The organism is Aureibaculum marinum (assembly GCF_003813905.1).
Classification (GTDB): Bacteria; Bacteroidota; Bacteroidia; order Flavobacteriales; family Flavobacteriaceae; genus Aureibaculum; species Aureibaculum marinum.
The window spans coordinates 53,063-74,075 of sequence record NZ_RPFJ01000008.1 but is presented as its reverse complement, the minus strand read 5'-3'; the positions used below and the strand labels follow the sequence as shown (position 1 = coordinate 74,075).

Here is a 21,013-nt window from a genome sequence, read left to right as displayed (position 1 = left end):
ACATCATTCTAATACATATTGAATACCACCAAGTAAATGCTTTAAAAATTTAGAATCCTTATAAGCTGCTTTTGTATGTCCTAACCCAGTATAAAACATTTTACCCCCATCAAATTCTTGACACCAAGATATTGGGTGATTATCCCCATTTTTCCCTCCTACATAGCTAGTTTCATCCAACCTCGCTAAAACATGAATTTTAGAACTAATTTCTTTAAAATTATACCATTCATCAAAATGCTCCCATTTTAATGGAAGATTTTTTGTTGACAAATGATTTTTATCTACAATATTAATTATAGCATTTTGTTGTTTGGGATGCGAATCAAAATAAGCACCTATCAGTTTACCATACCATGGCCAATCATATTCAGTATCAGAAGCAGAGTGGATTCCTACAAGCCCTTTACCAGATTTTATAAAAGATTCAAAAGCAATTTGTTGATCTTTATTTAAAACATCTCCTGTTGTATTTAAAAAAATTATAGCATCAAATTTATTAAGAGAATCTTTATTAAAATAATCAGCATTTTCTGTAGCTGTAACCAAAAATAAATTCTCTTTACCTAACTTTTTAATTGCTTTAACTCCTTTTTCAATAGACTTATGACGAAAACCTTCAGTTTTAGAAAATATCAATAAGTTTTTAGATTGTGCATTTATGGCGATAGTAATAAACAAACTTAAACAAACAATTACAACCCTTTTAATTTTATTTTTCATACATCTAAAATTGACTGACAAACAAATATAGTCTATCAATTTAGTATAATTGAACCAATCAGAATTACAAAAAGAAATTTTATAAAAAAACAGCTTTTATCTTTAGTTTAATTCTAATAGTTAATTGTTCTGAAAAACCTAAGAATCAAAAACAAGGTGGATTTACCTATTCAGTATTTTTTTTGGGCTTAAGAATCCAAATAGTAAAATTGATAATTTATTATTATTTTACATAATTGACAAAACCTAATAAATATCATGTTTTAAATACTTTATTGTTCGTAGCTTTAGGGTTCTAATTAATCCCTAAATCTATAATTATGCAAATATATGATGACAAACACATCAAAAATGTAGTTTTTGTAGGAGCTCATGACAGTGGAAAGACTACACTTTCAGAAACAATGCTTTATGAAGCTGGTCTAATCAATAGGAGAGGTACTGTAGAATCTAAAAATACAGTATCTGATTTTCATGAAGTAGAACAAGAGCGGGGAGATACCGTTTTTGCAACACCATTACATACAGAATGGAGAAATTATAAAATAAACATCATAGACACACCTGGTTTAGATGATTTTATTGGTGAAATTATTTCCTCTATTAAAGTAGCTGATACCATAGTTACTGTTTTAAACGCACAATATGGTGTAGAAATTGGTACTGAATTAATATGGAATTATGTGGATAAATTTAGTAAACCTACATTATTCGTAATCAATCAAATTGATCATTTAAATGCTCACTTTGAAGAAAGCTTCAAAAGCATATCATCTTTAGTAGGTAAAAATGCAGTGAAAATTCAATATCCTATAACAATTGATGGAGAACAATGCATTGTAGATGTCCTAAAAATGAAAGTTTATAAATTTAAGCCAACAGGAGGGAAGCCTGAAAAATTAGCCATTCCAGAAGACCAAAAAGAACTGGCAACTAAATTACATAATGAACTTGTCGAAAAAGCAGCAGAGAACGATGATGAACTTTTGGAACTATTTTTCGAAAAAGGAACTTTAAATGAAGATGAGATGAGAAAAGGGATAAAAGCAGGAATGTTAAATCAAGAACTATTTCCTGTTTTTTGCGTATCTGCTTTAAACGACATGGGTACAGGCAGACTAATGGGTTTTATAGACAATGTAGCTCCCTCTGCAACTGATTTGAAATCAGAATCTACAGTTAGCGGAAAAGAATTAACACTAAAAAAAGATGCCCCCACAAGTTTATTTGTTTTTAAAACCTTAAATGAACCAAACCTAGGTCAGATAACTTATTTTAAAGTAAAATCAGGTGAGATTAAAATTAATGATAAGCTTATTAATGCCACAAATGGAGCATCTGAAACTATCAATCAATTATTTATAATGGATGGTAAAAAACGTGCTGCTGTATCTAAATTAACGGTTGGTGACATAGGAGCTACATTAAAATTAAAATATACTAAAACTAATGACACATTACACGAAGAAGGAAAACCAATATCTATTAATCCAATAAAATATCCTGAACCAAGACTAAGAAAATCTATTGTAGCTGAAAATAAAAAAGATGATGAAAAGTTAAGTGAAGCTCTAAAAAAAATTCACAATCAAGACCCCACAGTTACAATAAATTATGCTAAAGAATCTAAACAATTAATTTTAGGATGTCAAGGAGAATTACATTTAGCTATTGTCAATTGGTTATTAGAAAATGAATATGGTATAAAAGCAAAATATGGCAAACCAAAAATCTCTTATAGAGAAACTATACAACGTTCTTCAACTGCAAATTATAAACATAAAAAACAATCAGGAGGTGCGGGACAATTTGCACAAGTACATTTAAAAATAGAACCATGGGAAGAGGGGATGCCCGAGCCTGAAGGCTTTAATATTAGAGGAAAAGAAGAAGTTGAATTGCCATGGGGAGGAAAACTTCTGTTTTACAACTGTATTGTTGGTGGTGTTATTGATTCTCGATATTTACCTGCCATAATGAAAGGTATTTTAGAGGTAATGGAATCTGGACCTTTAACAAATTCATATATTAGAGATGTTCGGGTAATGGTATATGATGGCAAAATGCATTCCGTTGATTCTAATGATATCTCATTTAAAATTGCAGCAGCACATGCATTTAAAGAAGCCTTTTTAAATGCGAATCCAAAATTATTAGAACCCACACAAGAATTAACTGTAAAAGTTCCTGAAGAAATGATAGGAAGTGTAATGACCGATTTACAATCAAGACGTTCGATAATTTTAGGAATAGAAAGTAAAGGCAACTATCAAGTACTAAAATGTATTACTCCAGCAGCAGAATTATTTGGTTATTCTACTAGCTTAAGGTCATTAACTCAAGGAAGAGCAACTTTTAACTCTAAGTTTTCCGCATACCAACCTGTTCCAAGTAATGTACAACAACAATTAGTAAAACAATAAATTATCAACTAAAAAAAAGATTATGGAAACTAAAATATTGCATTTAAGCGATTTAAAGTTTAACTTAGAAACCTGGAGAAGAGAACTAAAATTTCATGCTAACGAAATGGATATTTTTGAACAAAGACTTGAAGATATAGCTTCTAGAGAATTTAATAACAAAGCTTTAGTTCCTTTAGAAAATTTTCAAAATAGAATATTATTAGAAAAAGATGCAATTTCTAAACTGAAGCACAGATGCAAATCAAAAATAAAAAAAATTAAATCTGAAGATTCTGACGAAAATATTGACATAACACAACAATTCAACAAAAGTACATTACGTGAAGATATGAGAACATTCTTAAAAATGCATTATGAATTAAAAGAAGAAATGATGGACTATTTCCTAGAATGGTTATAATTTCAACTAAAAAAATGTAATACAACAAGCATTATCTGCTTTGGGCAGAAAAAACACACACACTGTTTAAGTGTGTGTTTTTTTTTATATATTTTAACTATAATTGTTCTAATTAAAATTGCTAAAAAAATAAACTATTTCTAAAACAATGAAAAATTTTAAATCTGACTCGACAAGCACAACTATAAACATCAATTCTATTTCAATTTTTTTGTTACTTTTTTTCTTATTTACTAATAGTATTTTATACGCTCAGAAAAGGAGTAAAAAAGACATTTCAGAATCGTATAAAGACAAAAACTTACAAGAAATAAAAGAAGAACTTACAGAACTTAAAAGCAAAATAGAAGCAGCACAATCAGTGTCGAATTTAAGAATTTCTGGTGGACCAATACTTGATATTGAATCAAAATATATTACTAATTTTTCGATGACAAAAGGAGATGATGATGTTATAAAAAGGTTTAACACCTTTAAAGATAATATTAGTTTTGATCAACAAGTTATAGATGAAACTTCTGAAGTAGATGTCCATTTATATTATAAATTAAATTATTACCCAGAATCATATGCCGATATAGATTTAAAAAAACCCGAATTTACCATAAATACACTTTATTTTTTTGATGGCAAAAAGAAAGAAATTAATTCTAAAGAAGACGAGTTTATTATAGAAGAATTAAAAAAAATTGATAGCGTATCTATAACATACTCATATCAATATTTAAAAGATTATGATAAAATTACTTTAAATAAAAAAGTCAAAAAATCTGATGACGGCAAAATTACATTATCTTATATATATAATGATGAAGTTGAATTTAAAATTGACTCTTCATTAAATTCAAAATTATTATATATAGAAGCCATTGACAGTACAGGTAAGGCTTTAAGAGTAAAAAGCAAATTTAAATCTACTACAAATAGCGACGCTCAACAAGAGAAATTTTTAGAAGAGTTAAAAGCTTTTGCAGAGCAATCAATAAAACAAATTGAAAGTAAAAAGATTAAAAACAAAGAAGAATTAATTAATTATATGTACAAGAATCAGCCTGTTAAATTAGAACCTAAAGAAATTTCTATGGTTACTCATTTTAATACTTACGCTGGTAACATTGAGAGTATTAATATTTACATAAACCCTATTATAATTGATAAAAGTAAAACATTTTACATCTCAACAAATACACAATATAAAAACGGGCTAGAAATTGCTATAAAAAATGACAAATATGGTTTAATTGATAAAAATGGATATTGGGTAATAGCACCAAAATATGAGTATATTTCAGGAAGTTTTATTGATAATTACTATACCATTTCTCATAATGACACAAAAACGTTACACTTATTTAATGCGAAAAACAAAACACTAAAACCCGTTCCATATTTTATTATGACAGAAAATATTTACGGAAATCGTTATCTTGAAATTTCTTCTAGCCCATATAGTAACATAGAAAAGGGATTGGTCGACTTAAAAACTTCAGAAATAATTCTACCTCCTAAGAAAAGAAGCTTAGATGCTAATAACACTTTTTTTATGTCAATTATTTATCATGAAGGTAACAAACCTTCTTTTTATGAAGTATTCCGTTTTTCTGACAATAAAAAGGTCCTTGAAGGAGAATTTGAAAACGTAATTTTAGACAATGATAATATAATCGTTGAATACGCCGTAGAATTAAATGAAAAACCAAATGGAGGATACATGAGTAGTATGAGGTCTGGAGTTCGAAAATACTACCATAATTATTATGATATTTATGATGTTAATGGTAAAAAAATAAATAAAAAATCATACAATGATCTGCCAGATAACGAAAATTTCAGCAAAGAGAACTTATTACTTGTAGAACAAAGTGCAGATAGAAATAATAATGAGTATGAATATGCTTTTATCAACAGAAAAACAAAGCAATTAGATATAGATTTATCTTCCTACAGTATAGTAAAATCATTTTCAAATGGATTAGCTGTAGTTTGTGATAAAACTTCAAAAAAATATGGATTTATAAATCCAAAAGGAGAATTAATAATCCCAACAATGTATTCCAGAGCTAACCATTTTATGGGAGGTACTGCTGCAGTTGGTCTTCGTGTATCTGATAACTCTTATAAAACTGTGTTAATCAATGAAAAAAATGAGATTATTTTCACCTTTCCTGATGCTATTATTAGTTATTCATCCAAACATGATGCTCAAGAAGCTACTTATTATTGCAGAAACAAAAAAACTTACAACCACAAGGGTAAAATAATTAAAGAAAATTATTAGGTAATTTTTTTCAATATTAATTGTTATAAAATTTCAATTATACATATTTTATTAATTAACACTAACTTAATATAATTAAATTAGTTAAATTGACTTATCTAAATTAAAATTTCACACAAATCATTCATCCTTTTATTTGTTAGATGAACAAATTTGTACTGTCTATTTTAAGGCTAAAAACAAAAACTTGACATTTCTAAATTTAACTATTATGGTAAAAAATCAAAACAAAGGGTAGGAAATTTTTATTCTTAAGTGTTGTAATAGTAGCAAATGTAAATCGTGATACTGAAAATAATTATTCTAGTCACAACAACTCAACACAAAGTATTTTTATAGTATGAATACAAACATCCTTAAACAAACCGTTTTACTTTTATTTTTAGCTTTATTAGGCTACACATCTGTAAATGCACAGTCCTTTGATCCGATAGACGAAGCTCCTCATGATATTGTTTATTTAAGAGCCAGCCAAGTAACTAAACCAATTGTTAAAGTAGTTTATGGACGACCACAAAAAATAGAGCCACAAGTTTTTGGAGAACAAGTTCCTTTTAACAAAATATGGAGAACTGGAGCTAATGAAGCTACTGAAGTAAAATTTTATAAAGATGTTGTTTTTGGTAGTGTAACTATTCCTGAAGGAACGTATGTTTTATACACCATACCTGGTGAACAAGAGTGGGAAGTAATTTTAAGCACTAATTTAGATGTTTTAGGAGCTTTTCAATATGATCCATCATTCGACATTGCTCGAATTACAGTTCCTGTAAGCAAAGCAGAACCAATAGAATCATTTTCAATTGGTTTTAAAAATAAAAATAGAAATGTTCAGATGGTGTTAGGTTGGGATACTACAAGAGTTAAAATACCATTATCAATAAATGAAAGTGAAGCCATAGCAGGCTTATAATTATAGCATAGAATTTAAATTCAATTTTTTCATAGATAGAGGATAGAACCACCTTTTAACAAAGGTGGTTTTTTTTATAGTTAAAAAAACATTATCAACATCCTTAACAATTCCAACTATTAGTTAATTATTAATAAATTATTACTGATATGGTAAATTTGAAGTTCAAAACTAAAATAAATAGATTTGCATTTATAAAAACACGAATCTAAAGAACGAAATGTACTGATTTATGAATACAAAACAAATTGCTTACTCCATATTAGACCTAGCTTTAGTTTCTAAAGGAAATACACTTAATCAAACTTTTAATGATGTTTTAAAGTTAGCTCAACATTCTGAATCTTTTGGATACACTCGTTTTTGGCTAGCCGAGCATCACAACGCAGAAAATATAGGGAGTAGTGCCACTTCTGTTTTAATTGGTTATGTAGCTGAAGGTACAACAACAATTCGGGTTGGTTCTGGTGGAGTAATGCTACCAAACCATTCCCCATTAATAATAGCCGAACAATTTGGTACTTTAGAATCTTTATATCCGAATCGAATAGATTTAGGTTTAGGCAGAGCTCCTGGTACAGATAGAGCTACCGCAATAGCTATTCGATCTGATTTTATGCAAGCAGCCCACTCTTTTCCTGATAAATTAGAAAAAATACAAACCTACTTTTCTAAAGCCAATGCAAATTCTAAAATTCGAGCTACTGTAGCTGAAGGCTTAGAAATACCTATTTACATTTTAGGCTCAAGTACAGATAGTGCACATTTAGCAGCCAAAAAAGGATTACCTTATGCGTTTGCAAGTCATTTTGCTACCACACATTTGTTTGAAGCAATAAAAGTATATCGTAATGAATTTAAAGCATCAGCAAGTCTTAAAAAACCTTATGTTATTGCTGGTGTAAATATTATAGTAGCAGATACCGATAAAGAAGCAGAACGTTTATCAACTTCCTTAATTCGTATGATTATTGGTATATTTACTGGAAACCGTGATTTTGTACAACCTCCAACCGAAATGACCGATGATTTAAAAGAAATTATGCAACATCCACAAGTGCACCAAATGCTAAAATATTCTTTTATAGGCAGCAAAGCAAAGGTTAAAGCTCAAGTAAAAACGTTTTTAAAGCAAACCAAAGCAGATGAATTAATTGCTGTTACTCATCTTTACGATGTAAATGACAGAATTAAATCTTATAAATTGTTTGCAGAAATTATGAATGAAATAAACGAGATTAACTAACAACATTATAACAATTCTTTTAACTATTGTTTTCTGTTTGTTTAAATAGTTTTGCTTGTTTAAGTATTCTTATAGTTACTTCGGTAATATTATACAGCAAATTATATTCTATACGTATTTCTTCTTCTTTTTTAGATTGCAATTGAATACGCAACTCTTCTAAGTCGTCTTCAATAGTATTAATAACTGTATTATTAGTTTCCGTGGTTAACCAACCAAATGCTTCTTCTAGTGATTTTAAAATATTTTTTTCAAAAATTACAATAGTTAAAGGATCTTGTGTTTGTTTGCCTCTATGAGCACCAAGAGCTGATAAATATGAAAGCAGTGCATGATTTAAATACGTTAATTGAAAAGCTGTTTTTTTTAGTTTTTGATGTTTTTGAGGGTCTAATTGCATATTTTGCCAGGCCATAGCCAAAGCATTGTCCGCTCTATGAGCTTCTCTTCTTGCTATTCTATAAGACAAATCATCATCAGTATTAGGGTTCTTATATTCACTTAAAATAGCTTTTAAATAGGCGGTATTCTTTAGAATAACCTCACTTAACAAACTAGGTAATTTTTTGTATTGCCAATTTGGCCATAAAAATCGAACCACAGTAAACGTTATAAAAGCACCTATAAGAGTATCTATCAATCGCGGAGCCATTACATCAACACCAATATTAGCAATTATATTAAATGCACATAATACAAAAATGGTAATAAAAATAGTACTTATAGAGTATTTTCGTTTTACCCAAAAGAAAAATAAATAAGCTGAAGTAATCATTAATACTAATTGACCGTAAAATGAAAATAAATTGATTACTAATATTCCACTAATTACTCCTACTAAGGTACCTAAAATTCTATGAAAAAGTCGTTTTCTTGTTTCACTATAACTTGGCTGTAATACAAATAATATAGTTAAAACTATCCATTCTCCTTTTTCTATATTAAAATATTGATATACAAAATACCCAATTAAAAAAGAAATACTTAACCTTAATGCATAACGCATTTTAGGATGATTTATACTGAGTTCTGATTTAAATCGCTCAAAATAGGAACGTGTATCTTTTTCTAATTTAGGTATTAAAATAGAATTTCTATTTTTATAAATGTTTTTTAAAGAATAATGTGATTCTGTTAAGTTTCTAATCAATAATTTTATTGGAAGTGATGGGGTTAGTTCATTATTTTTAACAGAATTATGAACTGCATTTACTAACCAATCTAGAGATGTAGGGTGTTTGTATTGAACTCCTGTGAGTAAACTTTTAGCAAACTTTTGAGTAGCTTTAGAAAGCTCTTGTAACAGTTGACGAATTCCGCCAATTGCATAACTATTAGAAGGATCTGTACTTAACACATCATAGCTGTCATGACTAGATGCCGCTCGTTCGTGTAAACTTTGCAACACTATAAAATAATACATATAAGGTTGCAATGGTTGTTGATCGGTTAATGATTCTCTATAACTATTTAAAACTTCTTTACATTTATCTAATGCTTCAACGGTTTGTACATTTAATAGAGCTAATTTTGTTCTAATTTCATTTTCAGTGTCTTTATCACTCGGAAAAAGTTTTGATTTCTCATTTAAATATAATGAAAGAGCAGAAAATCCTCTAGCTAGCTGTTCTTCTAATAAGCTATAGGGTTTTATTCGTAATAATGTATAAGAAAATAGTCCATAAATAAGAGCTCCAGAAGTAAGCAAAATAGGCTGTATATACCAGTTTGGACTGATATGAGTACCAATCATCGCATAAATTCCCACTAACAAACCTCCAAATGTTACTCCTCTAAAACGTTCACTTAAACCTCCTATTAGAATAAAAACAATAGTTGATACAACTAGTCCAACTCCTAAAAGGATAGGATAAGGCTGTAATAATTCAACAGAGAAACTTGATATAGCAAAGCTAAAAACTTTTAATGCCATAGATTTCAAACGACCATTGGGATGATCGTCAGTTTCAGAAAGTGCACCTGCAAGAGCTCCTAACCCTAATGTAACTCCATAAAAAGGCACTCCTAAACTTACCATTAAAACAACAAGCACTCCAATAACAAAAGTAGCTTTAATAGACAATAATCGATTTGGATCGCTTAAAAAAGTAGTTTTAAATGAAGTAAACCAAGTAATTTGTTTTAAATAAGAAGTAAAAAGCTTCATATTAATCTATAGCAATAAGTTTATACTTAATAATACTTGCAAAATTAAACATTAGTGAGTAATAATGTCTTCTAAACGCAACTTTAGTTTTACAAAATTAGACTTTCAAAAAAAGTTCTTTTTAGTAATAAAATCTAGTTTATAAATTTCGATTAAAGTAGGAGAGAGCTATGAATGCATTTTATAAACTTAAATGACATTTACAGATAAAATATATTCTTAGAAAAGAGGAGCAAAGTCACATATTCAAACAAAAAAAACCTATTAAAAATCTTATTTTCAACAGGTTTTAAATGTTATCTAAATTATCAATTTATAATATAAAAAAGGTTAATTGTTTTTAGTTCTCCTCTTTAAATTGAAAACAATACCAAAATTAATTCCAAAAGACGAATAAGGTACTTTCTCTGATAATTTTTTAGATGTATCTGTATTAGTATTTGATAAGTTATCTACATAAGTAGTCTCTTTCACGTATCCATCGGGTAAATTATCTAATGAATAAAAACCATCTACTGCAACAGTACCATCAGGTAAAACAATATTTGTATTAAATTCTGAAATTTCAGAATCTTTTCTTCTTAGACTGATTCCATAATATTCAGCTTCAATAAAAAGACCTAAATGCTCAGTTAAATTATATTTATATCCTAAAGCGGCCACAAAACCTAGTGGAAAATGACCATGAAAATCTTCTTTGTAATTTGTCTCAGAATAGGATCCTACTGGTACACCAAAAGCAGTTGCTTCTTGTTCAGTAAAAATAGACTTTTGATACACTACAGCTTCAGTTTTACCACCAACTTTAACTAAAGCTCCAATACGTCCGTATACAGCATCATTAAATTTATAAACCAAAGAGGTTGAAGCACCAAAGGCTCGGGCTCTAGCCACAGCATCTACATTTAAATTAGGTAAATTAACTTCAGATTTGGTAAAATCTACTCCATGCAAATACCCTAATCCTAAATCGACACCAAGAGATTCATTAAAAAAATACGTTCCTCTTATTTGAATATTAGCACCTTCACCATAACTTCCATATACATTTTCACGTTCAGAAGCATTAACAGTTTCCCCTAATTTCATTCCTGCACTACTAATGGCATATCCAGAACTAACTGAAAACTGTAATTGAGCATAAGACATTGAACTTACAACTAAAGCTGAAGCTACAGCTATTAAATGTTTCATAATTTTAAATTTTAATTGTTTTTAAAAAGATTGAAATTATAGCTTTATTATTACAAATTTCAAACTACTACAAAGGTACTTTTTTTAGATTTTTAAATTAAAGTTAGATCATTTATTTTTTTAGCTCATGAACTATTAAAACATTCTAATACTTACCAATCCATTAATAAACGAAGCTAAAGAATATAACTTATTGATTTTTTGATTTATACAAGATAAAGCCTAAATATTATAATAAAATTTCAAATCTACGTAACCAGTTACATAAAAATATTATACATTTGCGTAACCAGTTACATAAAATATGACAGATTTTCTAAATCAAATAAAATACGAAGGCATAACAAGCAGATTAAAACGACTAAGTGACGTTTTATTATATAGCACTAAAGACTTATACAGAGCTGAAGGATTGATTATAGAACCAAATTGGAATTTAATTTTCAGATTGTTACAAGAAAAAGGAGAGATGACAATAACGGAAATGTCAGAAACCTTACAATTTTCTCATCCAGCAGTAGTAAAAATAGTGAATAAAATGAAAGCTGAAGGTTATATTACTGCTGCAATAGACAGCAAAGACAAACGAAAACAAGTATTGTCATTAACACAAAAAGCACTACAAGACATTCCAAAATATGAAGTATACTGGAATGCCGGCATTAGAGTTATTGAAGAAATATTCGAAGATAGTCCAAATATATTAGAAGAATTGAGTAAAATAGAACTAAAAGTAAAAGAATTAGATTACAAACAACGTGTATTATTAAAAATAAAATGAACATTTTAGCAGAAACTTTAGGATATATTGCAATTGCAGCAGGTTTTTATGCTGTAAGCAAAAAAGAAATGAGTGGCTTTAGATTTTGGCATTTAATTTCTAGTTTTTTCTATGTTATTTATGGAATATTATTAGAATCAGGACCATTAGTAATTTCTGGGGCAATATTTTGTGTTATACATGTTCACCATTTACGCAAACTTAAAAAAGTAAAAAATAATAACTTTGATAATAGAAACAATAAATGTACAAGTTAAGAATGTAAAAGTAGTTTACATTAATTACAAACACTTAACAACAGTTTACTTTACTAAAAATTAAAAGGTTATATTTATTTACTTAAATGTTTAAATAAATACTTAATTTATGGTTTTAGCACTACAAAACTAACCAATTCAGGTCTTAATTGGCATAAAATTTTAAGGACATTATAGAATGGATATGTATCTTCTTTTATTGTTACAAAAACTGCCTCATTGAATTAAAGAAGATATAAAAGAAGCAAATAAAAAATGATAGGGTTTTATAAAATTCAAACTTTAAAGCTGTTTTATTTTAGAATAATTAACTAGTCTAATTCTAAAATAAAACAGCTTTAATATAGGTATAACTAATAAACTCTAGGGGAAAACTATTTATCTTCTGACAATAAAGCTTCTGCATTAGCAATACTACCTAACATCATTTTTTTCATCTTATTTACTCTCTCTTCTTCTTCAATAAGTAACGCTTCTTTTTCTGCACTAAGAGCTTTACCTTCTAATATTTCTTCCGAATCAAATTTATCACCAAAACCTTTCATCCAGTCCATCATAAAATCATAGGCTGCAACAAGACTATCCTTGGCTACTTTATAAGTTTGCCCAGTTTCAGTACTATCTATTTTGGCTTCTAAAGCAGTAGTTAACTTACCAATATCGTTCATTTTAGGCATTAATTCATCATGAACAGCAATTACACGTTCCATACGTGTTTTTTCTGTTGTACTTTCTTTTGATTCATTTTTACATGATTGAATGAGCAGACTTAAAATTAATAGTAGGGCTATTTTTGTTTTCATGGATAAAAAATGTTTGGTTATAAAATAATTGTAAAATTAAGTGTAATTCTATTGTTAACATAGAATTTATTAAAACTTTTATTAGCTGACCAGTATTAAAATCACTCATCGCTAACAAGAATAATAGTATTAAAGAAAACAGTTAAAACAATAAATACCTACTCTATAATTTCACCTTTTTTATCTGCAACAATTTTTCCCCAATTTGCAATTGAAGTTAATACAGGAGCCAAAGTTTTTCCAAAAGGTGTTAATTCGTATTCAACTTTTAAGGGTGGTTTTTTAGTATATACTTTACGCGTAATTAAACCATCTTTCTCTAATTGCTTAAGCTGTAAACTTAAAGTTCTCTCGGTAATGGTTGAAATTAATTTATACAATTCATTATAACGTTTCTTACCATCAATAAGATAGATTAAAATAACACTTTTCCATTTTCCTCCAATTAACTCCATTGCAATACTTGTTGTACAAGAAAACAATTTGTCATTGTATTTTATTAATCTTTTTTTATGTTCTATTTCCATAACTTTTTATTAATCATAACAAAAGCATCACACTATAATATCTACATTTAGATAGCAACATAAATATTTATATACAAAAATATAAATAAAAAAATTAAATTGTGAGTAATATTTTAATGTAATACAATTATAAAATAGAATGGTTAAAAGTAATATATCAAATATTATAAACTATTCCATTTTACTTTTTACGTCTATAATTACTCGAAGCATTCTATAATTTTAAATTTAATTAATTTCCGAAATACAAATATGGTCTAGTCTAATTTATCTTAAACTAGTACAAGTCTTAACTTTTTTACATAAAACAACAAAATAAACAACTGTTATTAAATATATTACATCATTTTAACTCACTATACTTTTTGACCGTTATTGTGAGATTAAAATACTATATATACTTTTGCCACTATAAAAATGATAGTAATATAATATATAATGAAATTACAAGAAACTTTAAACTGGAGATACACCACAAAAGAATTTGACCCTAGTAAAAAATTATCCGATTCGGATATGAAGGAAATCAAAAATTTATTGAGAATGAGTCCTTCTAGTGTAAATTTACAACCTTGGCATTTTATAGTTGCCGAAACTACCGAAGGTAAAGCTAGAATTGCAAAAGGAACACAAGGCTTTTATAGTTTTAACGAGCCAAAAGTAACTAATGCTTCAGCTGTTGTATTATTTTGTGCAAAAACAGATGCAGATGATACATACTACCAGCATATTGCAGATACGGAAGATAAAAGTGGAAGGTTCCCTAGTGAAGATATTAAAAACGGATTTTTAGGTGCTGTTAAAGCTTTTACTGGTATTCACAAATACGACTTAAAAGATTTACAACACTGGATGGAAAAGCAAGTATATCTTAACATTGGAAACTTTTTATTAGGAGTTGCAAGTTTAGGTATTGACGCAACACCAATGGAAGGTATAGATGTGAAAGCTTTAGATGAAGAATTTGGATTAAGAGAAAAAGGATATACTTCTTTAGTAGCTGTTTCTTTAGGATATAGAGCAGAGTCCGATTTTAATTCTACAGATAAAACACCAAAATCTAGATTACCTGAAAGCGAAATTTTCACTGTAATATAATTTCAAAAACTTTTAAACCAAATGAAAGCAATAGGATACAAAGAGAATTTACCAATTGCTAATGTAAATTCTCTTCAAGATATAGAATTAGACACGCCAAAAGCAACAGGAAGGGACATTTTAGTTGAAATTAAAGCCATTTCTGTTAATCCCGCAGACTATAAAGTACGAGCCAATATGCCAGTAGAAGGTAATAATTGGAAAGTAATTGGTTGGGACGCTACTGGAATTGTAAAGCAAGTGGGCGAAGATGTTACTCTTTTTAATATAGGTGATAAAGTTTGGTATGCAGGTGATTTTACCCGTCAAGGAAGTTATGCTCAATATCAAATTGTTGACGAACGTATTGTAGGCAAAAAACCTCAAAGTTTATCCTACGCCGAGGCTGCGGCTTTACCCTTAACAACCCTTACAGCCTACGAAATGTTGTTTGATAGGTTGCAAGTGTCAAAAGATGATGCCAACAAATCCATTTTGGTCATCGGTGCTGCTGGAGGTGTGGGGTCTATTATGGTGCAATTGGCTAAAAAGCTAACAAAATTAAATATTATTGGTACTGCTTCTCGCAAAGAAACTACCGATTGGTTAAAAGAATTAGGTGCAGATACGGTTATCAACCACAGAAATAAATTAAGCGAAGAGTTTGAAAAATACAACTTACCAGCTCCTGAATATGTAGTGAGTTTAAATGCCACAGAACATCACGTGGATGAAATTGCAAAACTAATAAAACCACAAGGTAAATTCGGATTTATCGACGACCCTAAATCGTTAAACGTAATGCCTTTTAAAGGAAAAGCAGTTTCTACGCACATTGAGTTAATGTTTACACGTTCTATGTTTGAGACTGATGATATGATAGAGCAACATAACATTTTAAACAAAGTGTCTGAATTAATAGACAATGGAACAATTAGAACCACTTTAGGCGAAAACTTCGGAACAATAAATGCTAAAAATCTTAGAAAAGCACATGCATTTTTAGAAACAGGAAAAGCTAAAGGTAAAATTGTTCTAGAAGGATTTTAGGTACAATTGACTAGATAGTAAAAATGAAAAAAATATTTTTTTAACATAAGTAATAATAGCAGGTACTTTTGCAAATACTCAGACAGACAACGGATCCAAAAAGTACCAAAACGAGTTGGTAACTGCATACCAAGTGGAATGGGGTTGGTTAAATCCCTTACGTGGAGATAAAAGTTCAGCGGCAGGAAACCTGTGAGGTGATCGTACCTAAAACGAACCAGCAGGATTTTTAATAAAATTCAAAAAAAGCATTTTCTTCTCCACCACATACACATAGTAATGGTAATTTTACCATAACTAATTAAATTTTCAATTTAAAATGAAGAAATCATATTTAACTGTAGTAGCTAAAATTGAGGTTAATGAAACTGATAAAACCTCTATGCTATCAGAACTTAAACAATTGGTAAGTAAAAGTAAAACTGAAGAAGGTAATATAGATTATATACTTCACACTGATAACGACAATCCTAATGAATTTTTTGTATTTGAACAATGGACAAATACTGAAGCATTAAAAAAACACAGTCAGAGCAAACATTATATGCAATTTAAAAAAGCTTCCGAAGGGAAGTTAAAAGAATTTGTAGTTCATAAAATGACAGAGATGGTAATCTAATTACAAAGAAAGCTTAAATAAAAAATTAAAATAATGGAAAAAATAAATATAAGTCATACTGATTTAGAAGTTTCTCGTATTAATTTTGGAGGAAATGTATTTGGTTGGACATTAGATGAAAAACAATCTTTTGAAATCTTAGATGCTTTTGTAGAAGCTGGTTTCAATTTTATTGATACTGCAGATACCTACAGCTGGTGGGTCAATGGTGTTGGTGGACAATCGGAAACCATTATTGGTAAATGGATAAAGGCTAGAGGTAACAGAGATCAGATTGTACTAGCAACCAAGGTAGGTTCTGAAACCAAAGAACATCCAAAAGATATTAGTAAAAAACATATTTTAAAATCAGTAGACGAGTCACTACAACGTCTTCAAACCGACCATATAGATTTATATTACACCCATTTTGATGATGATATTACACCTGTAGAAGAAACCTTATCCGCTTATGATGAAATCATTAAAGCCGGTAAAGTTCGCTATATCGCAGCATCAAACATATCGCCTGAAAGATTAATAGAGTCTTTTAAAGTTTCTAAAGAAAATAACCTTCCAAAATATGTGGCTTTGCAACCGCATTATAACTTGTTAGAGCGAGATGATTATGAGACTAAATATGCCAATATTGTTGAAGAATATAGCTTAAGTGTTATGACATATTTTTCTTTGGCCAGCGGATTTTTAACGGGCAAATACCGTACTGAAGATGATTTAAATAAAAGTGTTCGCGGCAATAGTGTAAAGCAATATTTAAACGCAAAAGGGTTGAGAATTATTAATGCTTTAGATATCATTTCAGAAAAATACAACACAACACCAGCAACGGTCTCACTGGCTTGGTTAATGGCACAACCGCACATTGCCGCACCAATTGTTAGTGCGACTAGTCAAAGTCAATTACAAACATTATTTGATGCTCCAAAACTAAATTTAGACGCAGAAGATTTAGAAATATTAGCAATAGCTAATAAGTAAAATTTTACTTATACTAATCACGAACATTTATTTTTAATGATGATAGCATTAAAAATTAGATTATAAAGTAAAGTGTAAAAAATTTAAAAACAGATAAAAATATAAAAACATTATTAGATTATCCCGCTAGAGGAGAAGCCTAGTTAACATTTCTTAAATAGTTTATAAACCGTAAAGTTGAAGAGACTTCCGTTTCATCAACTTTACGGTTTTTTAATCACATACTTCAATTTATCTAAAACAAGAGGAGCGAAAATGATTCAAACAAATGCCTATTCCTTAGACATATAATAATAAATGTTCTCTAAAGGTAATTTTAATACCTCAATTAATTTTTTTACATTTCATCCTATTTATTCAACATTTCGGTTATTAAAAATTTCAATAGCTAACAAATACATGGAATTTTGCAAACACTATAATCATAATCTTAAACACATTAAAAATAAATGGTATGAGCAAGCAAAAAACCATTATAATTAGATTTGTATTATTCTTTGGCACTATAATCTCTATGTTTTTTGTGCCTTGGCTCCTTGTAAAGGCATGGATACTTCCACTACCAGATACAGTGCAAGAGCAATTAGATGAAGCGGTTAAACACGGATTTGATGGTGTCGTGGTTTATATAAATCAAACCAACCATCCCCCTCAGTTTTATGCTTCAGGCTGGCACAATAAAGAATTAAAAATTCCTGCCAATCCACAGGCTTTATTTAAAATAGCAAGCATTAGCAAGTTGTATGATGTGGTAGCTGTTACTAAATTGGTAAGTGAAGGTAAACTTTCTTTAGATAAAACCCTTGCTGATTATTTACCAGAACTTAAAGGAAGAATAGAAAATGCAGATAAAATTACGTTGAGCTTAATGATTCAACATAAAAGTGGTATTCCTAATTTTACTGATGCTCCAAAATTTTGGGAAGCTCCAACAGAAACTTATGAAGAAAGCCTTGCATTGATAGTAGATAAACCAGCCAATTTTAAACCTGGTGAAGACTATGAATATTGCAATACCAACTATCTGTTAATTAACAAAATTATGGATAACGTATTAGGGTATAACAATTTTAAATATAAACAAGAAAAAATTTTAAAACCACTTCATCTAAAAAACACCTTTAGTTCGCTTAAAGAAGTAAATATAAACGAAGTGATGAGTGGCTATCATGTAGGGCATCCCTTTGATTTAAAAGAAGACGAACATGGTATGCTAGCAACAGCAGAAGATGTAGGTATATTTTTAAGAGCATTAAATGATGGTTCAATTTTTGAACCTGGAGAAAAAGAAATTTATTCTTCCATTTATAAGTTTGAACATGGCGGTTGGGTACCTGGCTATCAAAGTTTTGCAAATTATTATAAAGATAGTGATGCCGTTATTATTACATTTTACAGTACAACCGACTCTAAACTATACAATTGGAATCTTTCAGAAATTATAAATACGAGAATATCAAAAATTATTAAAGCCAACAGCAAATCTTAATTGTGTTTTTAAAACAAGCAGAAAATAGGAGGGAAGAGCCTATTCTAATTTTAACATTACGTAAATATATGGGTTTGGTGAAAATATATACATTTGACTTTAAAGAACGCATTATCATTTAAAAATTAAAATTTGTTAGCAGAACGACAGTTACCACAAGAAAATTTTGAAGATCCAGATCATTTTATTTTCTGTTTAGAAGCAGTTCCAGATGTAGATAGCAATACCGACACCAAGGTACTAGAAAACTTAGAACATTTGGCGATGCGGTATGGTGTAAATAGTATCCATAAAACCTGCGATACCATTGAAGGTTTACTAGAAAGTTTAAATGCATTGGTATACGATGACCATAATTTTAAAAACTACGAAATCATTTACTTTGTTTTTGAAGGTGAAGAAAATAATATTTGCATCAATAACTATTTTTATAGTTTACAAGAAATAGCAGAACTTTTTGAAGGAAAATTACAAGGTAAAATTTTACATTTTTCAAATGCAAAAGTCTTAGATTTAGAAGCAGAGGAAGCACAATATTTTTTAGCAGTTACAGGAGCCCAAGGAATTTCTGGTTATGGAGTAGACCAAACTATACTACCAAGTTTACTACTTGATAAAGCATTTTTTAGTTTGTTTAAAAATAAAGATGATATGTTTGATGTGGTTGAAGAACTACATCAGAGACACTATAATCTCTGTAAAATGCTTGATTTTAGAATGTATTATTAAATATACTTTTTGTTCTTTATTTAAATTTCTTCTAATAACGTCTTTTATATTATTTTAAAAGATAAGGATAAATTATAAAGATATTATGTTAAATAGAATACAACTGCATATAAAATAAATTGTGAAAATAATTTGATTTTATAAAGCAATCTAGTGATTGTAGACGGCAATTTTACATAATGACAAATTATGGGACATTTGTGTAACGGAATGTTAATCGCTTAAAATCGAGTATTTAAAAAATCTTGTATGATTGTACAGAATATTAAAATTAAGCGATAATAAAAAACACGAATATTTAATAACCAAAGTAGAAAGGTTTATTATATCCTGGGATATTTTAAATTTCATAAAACGGAAAGGTCTAATAAACCTTTTTGTTTTTGAGAAAGATGATCTGGCTGGGAATTATAGGATCTAATGTTATGCAGAACTAAACTAGCCGTAATTTACTTTAACATAAAACCTGACGTTCTGGTACTAAAGTCCCAGAACTGGTTTTATGTCAAATAGCTACGCTATCCACAAATATATAAGTTCTGTTTTTAACGAGCCGTAATTTGCTTTAACATAATTATTAACGATATGAGCCTAAAGGCGTCATATCTATAATTATGTCAAATATCCTGAAATACGGCTATCCGCAAATTACTATATTTGTACTATAATTTATATTATGTTAAATAGAATTTATAAACTTAGCCCAGTCTTTAAAAACATACAAATTTTATTACTAATGTTAAGGTTCCATTAAATATGTAAATGCTCCTTGATTTTATAATGAATTATTTAGTAATTCGTACAAAAATTACAGAGCTATGACAATTTTTGTAGATATGGATGATGTGTTGGCAGATACTTATGGTAAACACATAGAATTATACAATAAAGAACATAAAACACAACTTCAATTAAATGACATTTCCGCTGGTGAAGTTTGGCAAAATGTTCCAGAAATTCATCAAGATAGTATTCGGTCACATGCCTTGCAACCAGGTTTCTTTAGAGATTTAAAACCTATTAAAGATAGCCAAATAGTTATGGAATCTTTATGTGACAAACATGAAGTTTATATTGCTACTGCCGCTACTCAATTCCCAAATTCATTAAAAGAAAAAAGTGATTGGTTAGATGAATATTTTCCTTTTATAACATGGCAACATCGTATTATGTGTGGCCATAAATTTATTTTAAAGGGAGACTTACTTATTGATGATAGAGTCTATAATCTAGAAAAATTCAGAGGTCAAACTTTACTCTTTAACTCTCCACACAATGTGCATGACACTGGATACACCCGTGTTTCAAGTTGGCACGAAATTGCAGAGCGATTATTGTAACCTATTTACAAAACGA

The 21,013-nt window shown here is 29.0% G+C and carries 19 protein-coding genes; 14 read left to right on the top strand and 5 right to left on the bottom strand.

The genetic code is table 11. From position 1 onward, the window contains the following. Positions 1-3: 3 nt before the first annotated feature. Positions 4-723: a ThuA domain-containing protein gene (locus EGM88_RS07365; protein ID WP_123897337.1), complete on the bottom strand. Its 720-nt coding sequence runs from the start codon at positions 721-723 to the stop codon at positions 4-6. A 320-nt stretch (positions 724-1,043) separates the two neighbouring features. On the opposite strand from EGM88_RS07365, the gene EGM88_RS07360 reads away from it, so the two are divergent. The 5 genes from EGM88_RS07360 (at position 1,044) to EGM88_RS07340 (ending at position 7,986) form a co-directional block, all read left to right on the top strand. Next, entirely contained in the window at positions 1,044-3,146 is a 2,103-nt protein-coding gene (locus tag EGM88_RS07360; RefSeq protein ID WP_123897336.1) for an elongation factor G, read from the top strand. A 22-nt stretch (positions 3,147-3,168) separates the two neighbouring features. Further along, positions 3,169-3,549: a hypothetical protein gene (locus EGM88_RS07355; protein WP_123897335.1), complete on the top strand. Its 381-nt coding sequence runs from the start codon at positions 3,169-3,171 to the stop codon at positions 3,547-3,549. Between the two features lie 148 nt (positions 3,550-3,697). Continuing rightward, positions 3,698-5,827 carry a WG repeat-containing protein gene (locus EGM88_RS07350; RefSeq protein ID WP_123897334.1) on the top strand — a complete coding sequence of 710 codons (2,130 nt, stop codon included), beginning with the start codon at positions 3,698-3,700 and terminating at the stop codon, positions 5,825-5,827. Between the two features lie 340 nt (positions 5,828-6,167). Further along, entirely contained in the window at positions 6,168-6,740 is a 573-nt protein-coding gene (locus tag EGM88_RS07345) for a DUF2911 domain-containing protein (protein ID WP_123897333.1), read from the top strand. Positions 6,741-6,972: 232 nt separating this feature from the next. After that, positions 6,973-7,986 carry an LLM class flavin-dependent oxidoreductase gene (locus EGM88_RS07340; protein ID WP_123897332.1) on the top strand — a complete coding sequence of 338 codons (1,014 nt, stop codon included), beginning with the start codon at positions 6,973-6,975 and terminating at the stop codon, positions 7,984-7,986. Positions 7,987-8,005: 19 nt separating this feature from the next. On the opposite strand, the gene yccS is transcribed toward EGM88_RS07340, so the two are convergent. Both yccS and EGM88_RS07330 read right to left on the bottom strand, forming a co-directional pair. Beyond that, positions 8,006-10,153 carry a YccS family putative transporter gene (gene yccS, locus EGM88_RS07335; protein WP_123897331.1) on the bottom strand — a complete coding sequence of 716 codons (2,148 nt, stop codon included), beginning with the start codon at positions 10,151-10,153 and terminating at the stop codon, positions 8,006-8,008. A gap of 330 nt (positions 10,154-10,483) precedes the next feature. Beyond that, positions 10,484-11,347, bottom strand: coding sequence for an outer membrane beta-barrel protein (locus EGM88_RS07330; RefSeq protein ID WP_123897330.1), 864 nt, complete (start codon positions 11,345-11,347; stop codon positions 10,484-10,486). A gap of 304 nt (positions 11,348-11,651) precedes the next feature. Here EGM88_RS07330 and EGM88_RS07325 point away from each other — a divergent pair, with 304 nt between their 5' ends. Together EGM88_RS07325 and EGM88_RS07320 are read left to right on the top strand one after the other, a co-directional pair. After that, positions 11,652-12,128, top strand: a complete 477-nt coding sequence (locus EGM88_RS07325; RefSeq protein ID WP_123897329.1) for a MarR family winged helix-turn-helix transcriptional regulator — start codon at positions 11,652-11,654, stop codon at positions 12,126-12,128. After that, on the top strand, positions 12,125-12,385 hold the full coding sequence (locus EGM88_RS07320) for a YgjV family protein (protein WP_123897328.1): 261 nt from the start codon (positions 12,125-12,127) through the stop codon (positions 12,383-12,385). Before EGM88_RS07325 ends, EGM88_RS07320 begins: the two co-directional genes overlap by 4 nt. Positions 12,386-12,759: 374 nt before the next feature. Here the strand turns inward: EGM88_RS07320 and EGM88_RS07315 are convergent, their stop codons facing one another. After that, positions 12,760-13,188 carry a hypothetical protein gene (locus EGM88_RS07315; protein ID WP_123897327.1) on the bottom strand — a complete coding sequence of 143 codons (429 nt, stop codon included), beginning with the start codon at positions 13,186-13,188 and terminating at the stop codon, positions 12,760-12,762. A 158-nt stretch (positions 13,189-13,346) separates the two neighbouring features. Beyond that, entirely contained in the window at positions 13,347-13,715 is a 369-nt protein-coding gene (locus EGM88_RS07310; RefSeq protein ID WP_123897326.1) for a winged helix-turn-helix transcriptional regulator, read from the bottom strand. Between the two features lie 438 nt (positions 13,716-14,153). Between EGM88_RS07310 and nfsB the strand changes: the two genes are divergently transcribed. The 7 genes from nfsB (at position 14,154) to EGM88_RS07270 (ending at position 20,997) form a co-directional block, all read left to right on the top strand. After that, on the top strand, positions 14,154-14,813 hold the full coding sequence (gene nfsB, locus EGM88_RS07305) for an oxygen-insensitive NAD(P)H nitroreductase (protein ID WP_123897325.1): 660 nt from the start codon (positions 14,154-14,156) through the stop codon (positions 14,811-14,813). A gap of 21 nt (positions 14,814-14,834) precedes the next feature. Then, positions 14,835-15,842 (top strand): zinc-binding alcohol dehydrogenase family protein, encoded by a 1,008-nt coding sequence (locus tag EGM88_RS07300; RefSeq protein WP_123897324.1) that lies wholly within the window; start codon positions 14,835-14,837, stop codon positions 15,840-15,842. 319 nt (positions 15,843-16,161) lie between these two features. Further along, entirely contained in the window at positions 16,162-16,461 is a 300-nt protein-coding gene (locus EGM88_RS07290) for a putative quinol monooxygenase (RefSeq protein ID WP_123897323.1), read from the top strand. Positions 16,462-16,494: 33 nt separating this feature from the next. Beyond that, complete coding sequence (locus EGM88_RS07285) at positions 16,495-17,439, top strand: aldo/keto reductase (RefSeq protein WP_123897322.1); 945 nt, start codon at positions 16,495-16,497, stop codon at positions 17,437-17,439. Between the two features lie 454 nt (positions 17,440-17,893). Next, positions 17,894-18,928, top strand: a complete 1,035-nt coding sequence (locus EGM88_RS07280; protein WP_123897321.1) for a serine hydrolase domain-containing protein — start codon at positions 17,894-17,896, stop codon at positions 18,926-18,928. A 132-nt stretch (positions 18,929-19,060) separates the two neighbouring features. After that, positions 19,061-19,657 carry a DUF6642 family protein gene (locus EGM88_RS07275; protein ID WP_123897320.1) on the top strand — a complete coding sequence of 199 codons (597 nt, stop codon included), beginning with the start codon at positions 19,061-19,063 and terminating at the stop codon, positions 19,655-19,657. Between the two features lie 818 nt (positions 19,658-20,475). Continuing rightward, positions 20,476-20,997, top strand: a complete 522-nt coding sequence (locus EGM88_RS07270) for a 5' nucleotidase, NT5C type (protein ID WP_123897319.1) — start codon at positions 20,476-20,478, stop codon at positions 20,995-20,997. Positions 20,998-21,013 lie beyond the last annotated feature (16 nt).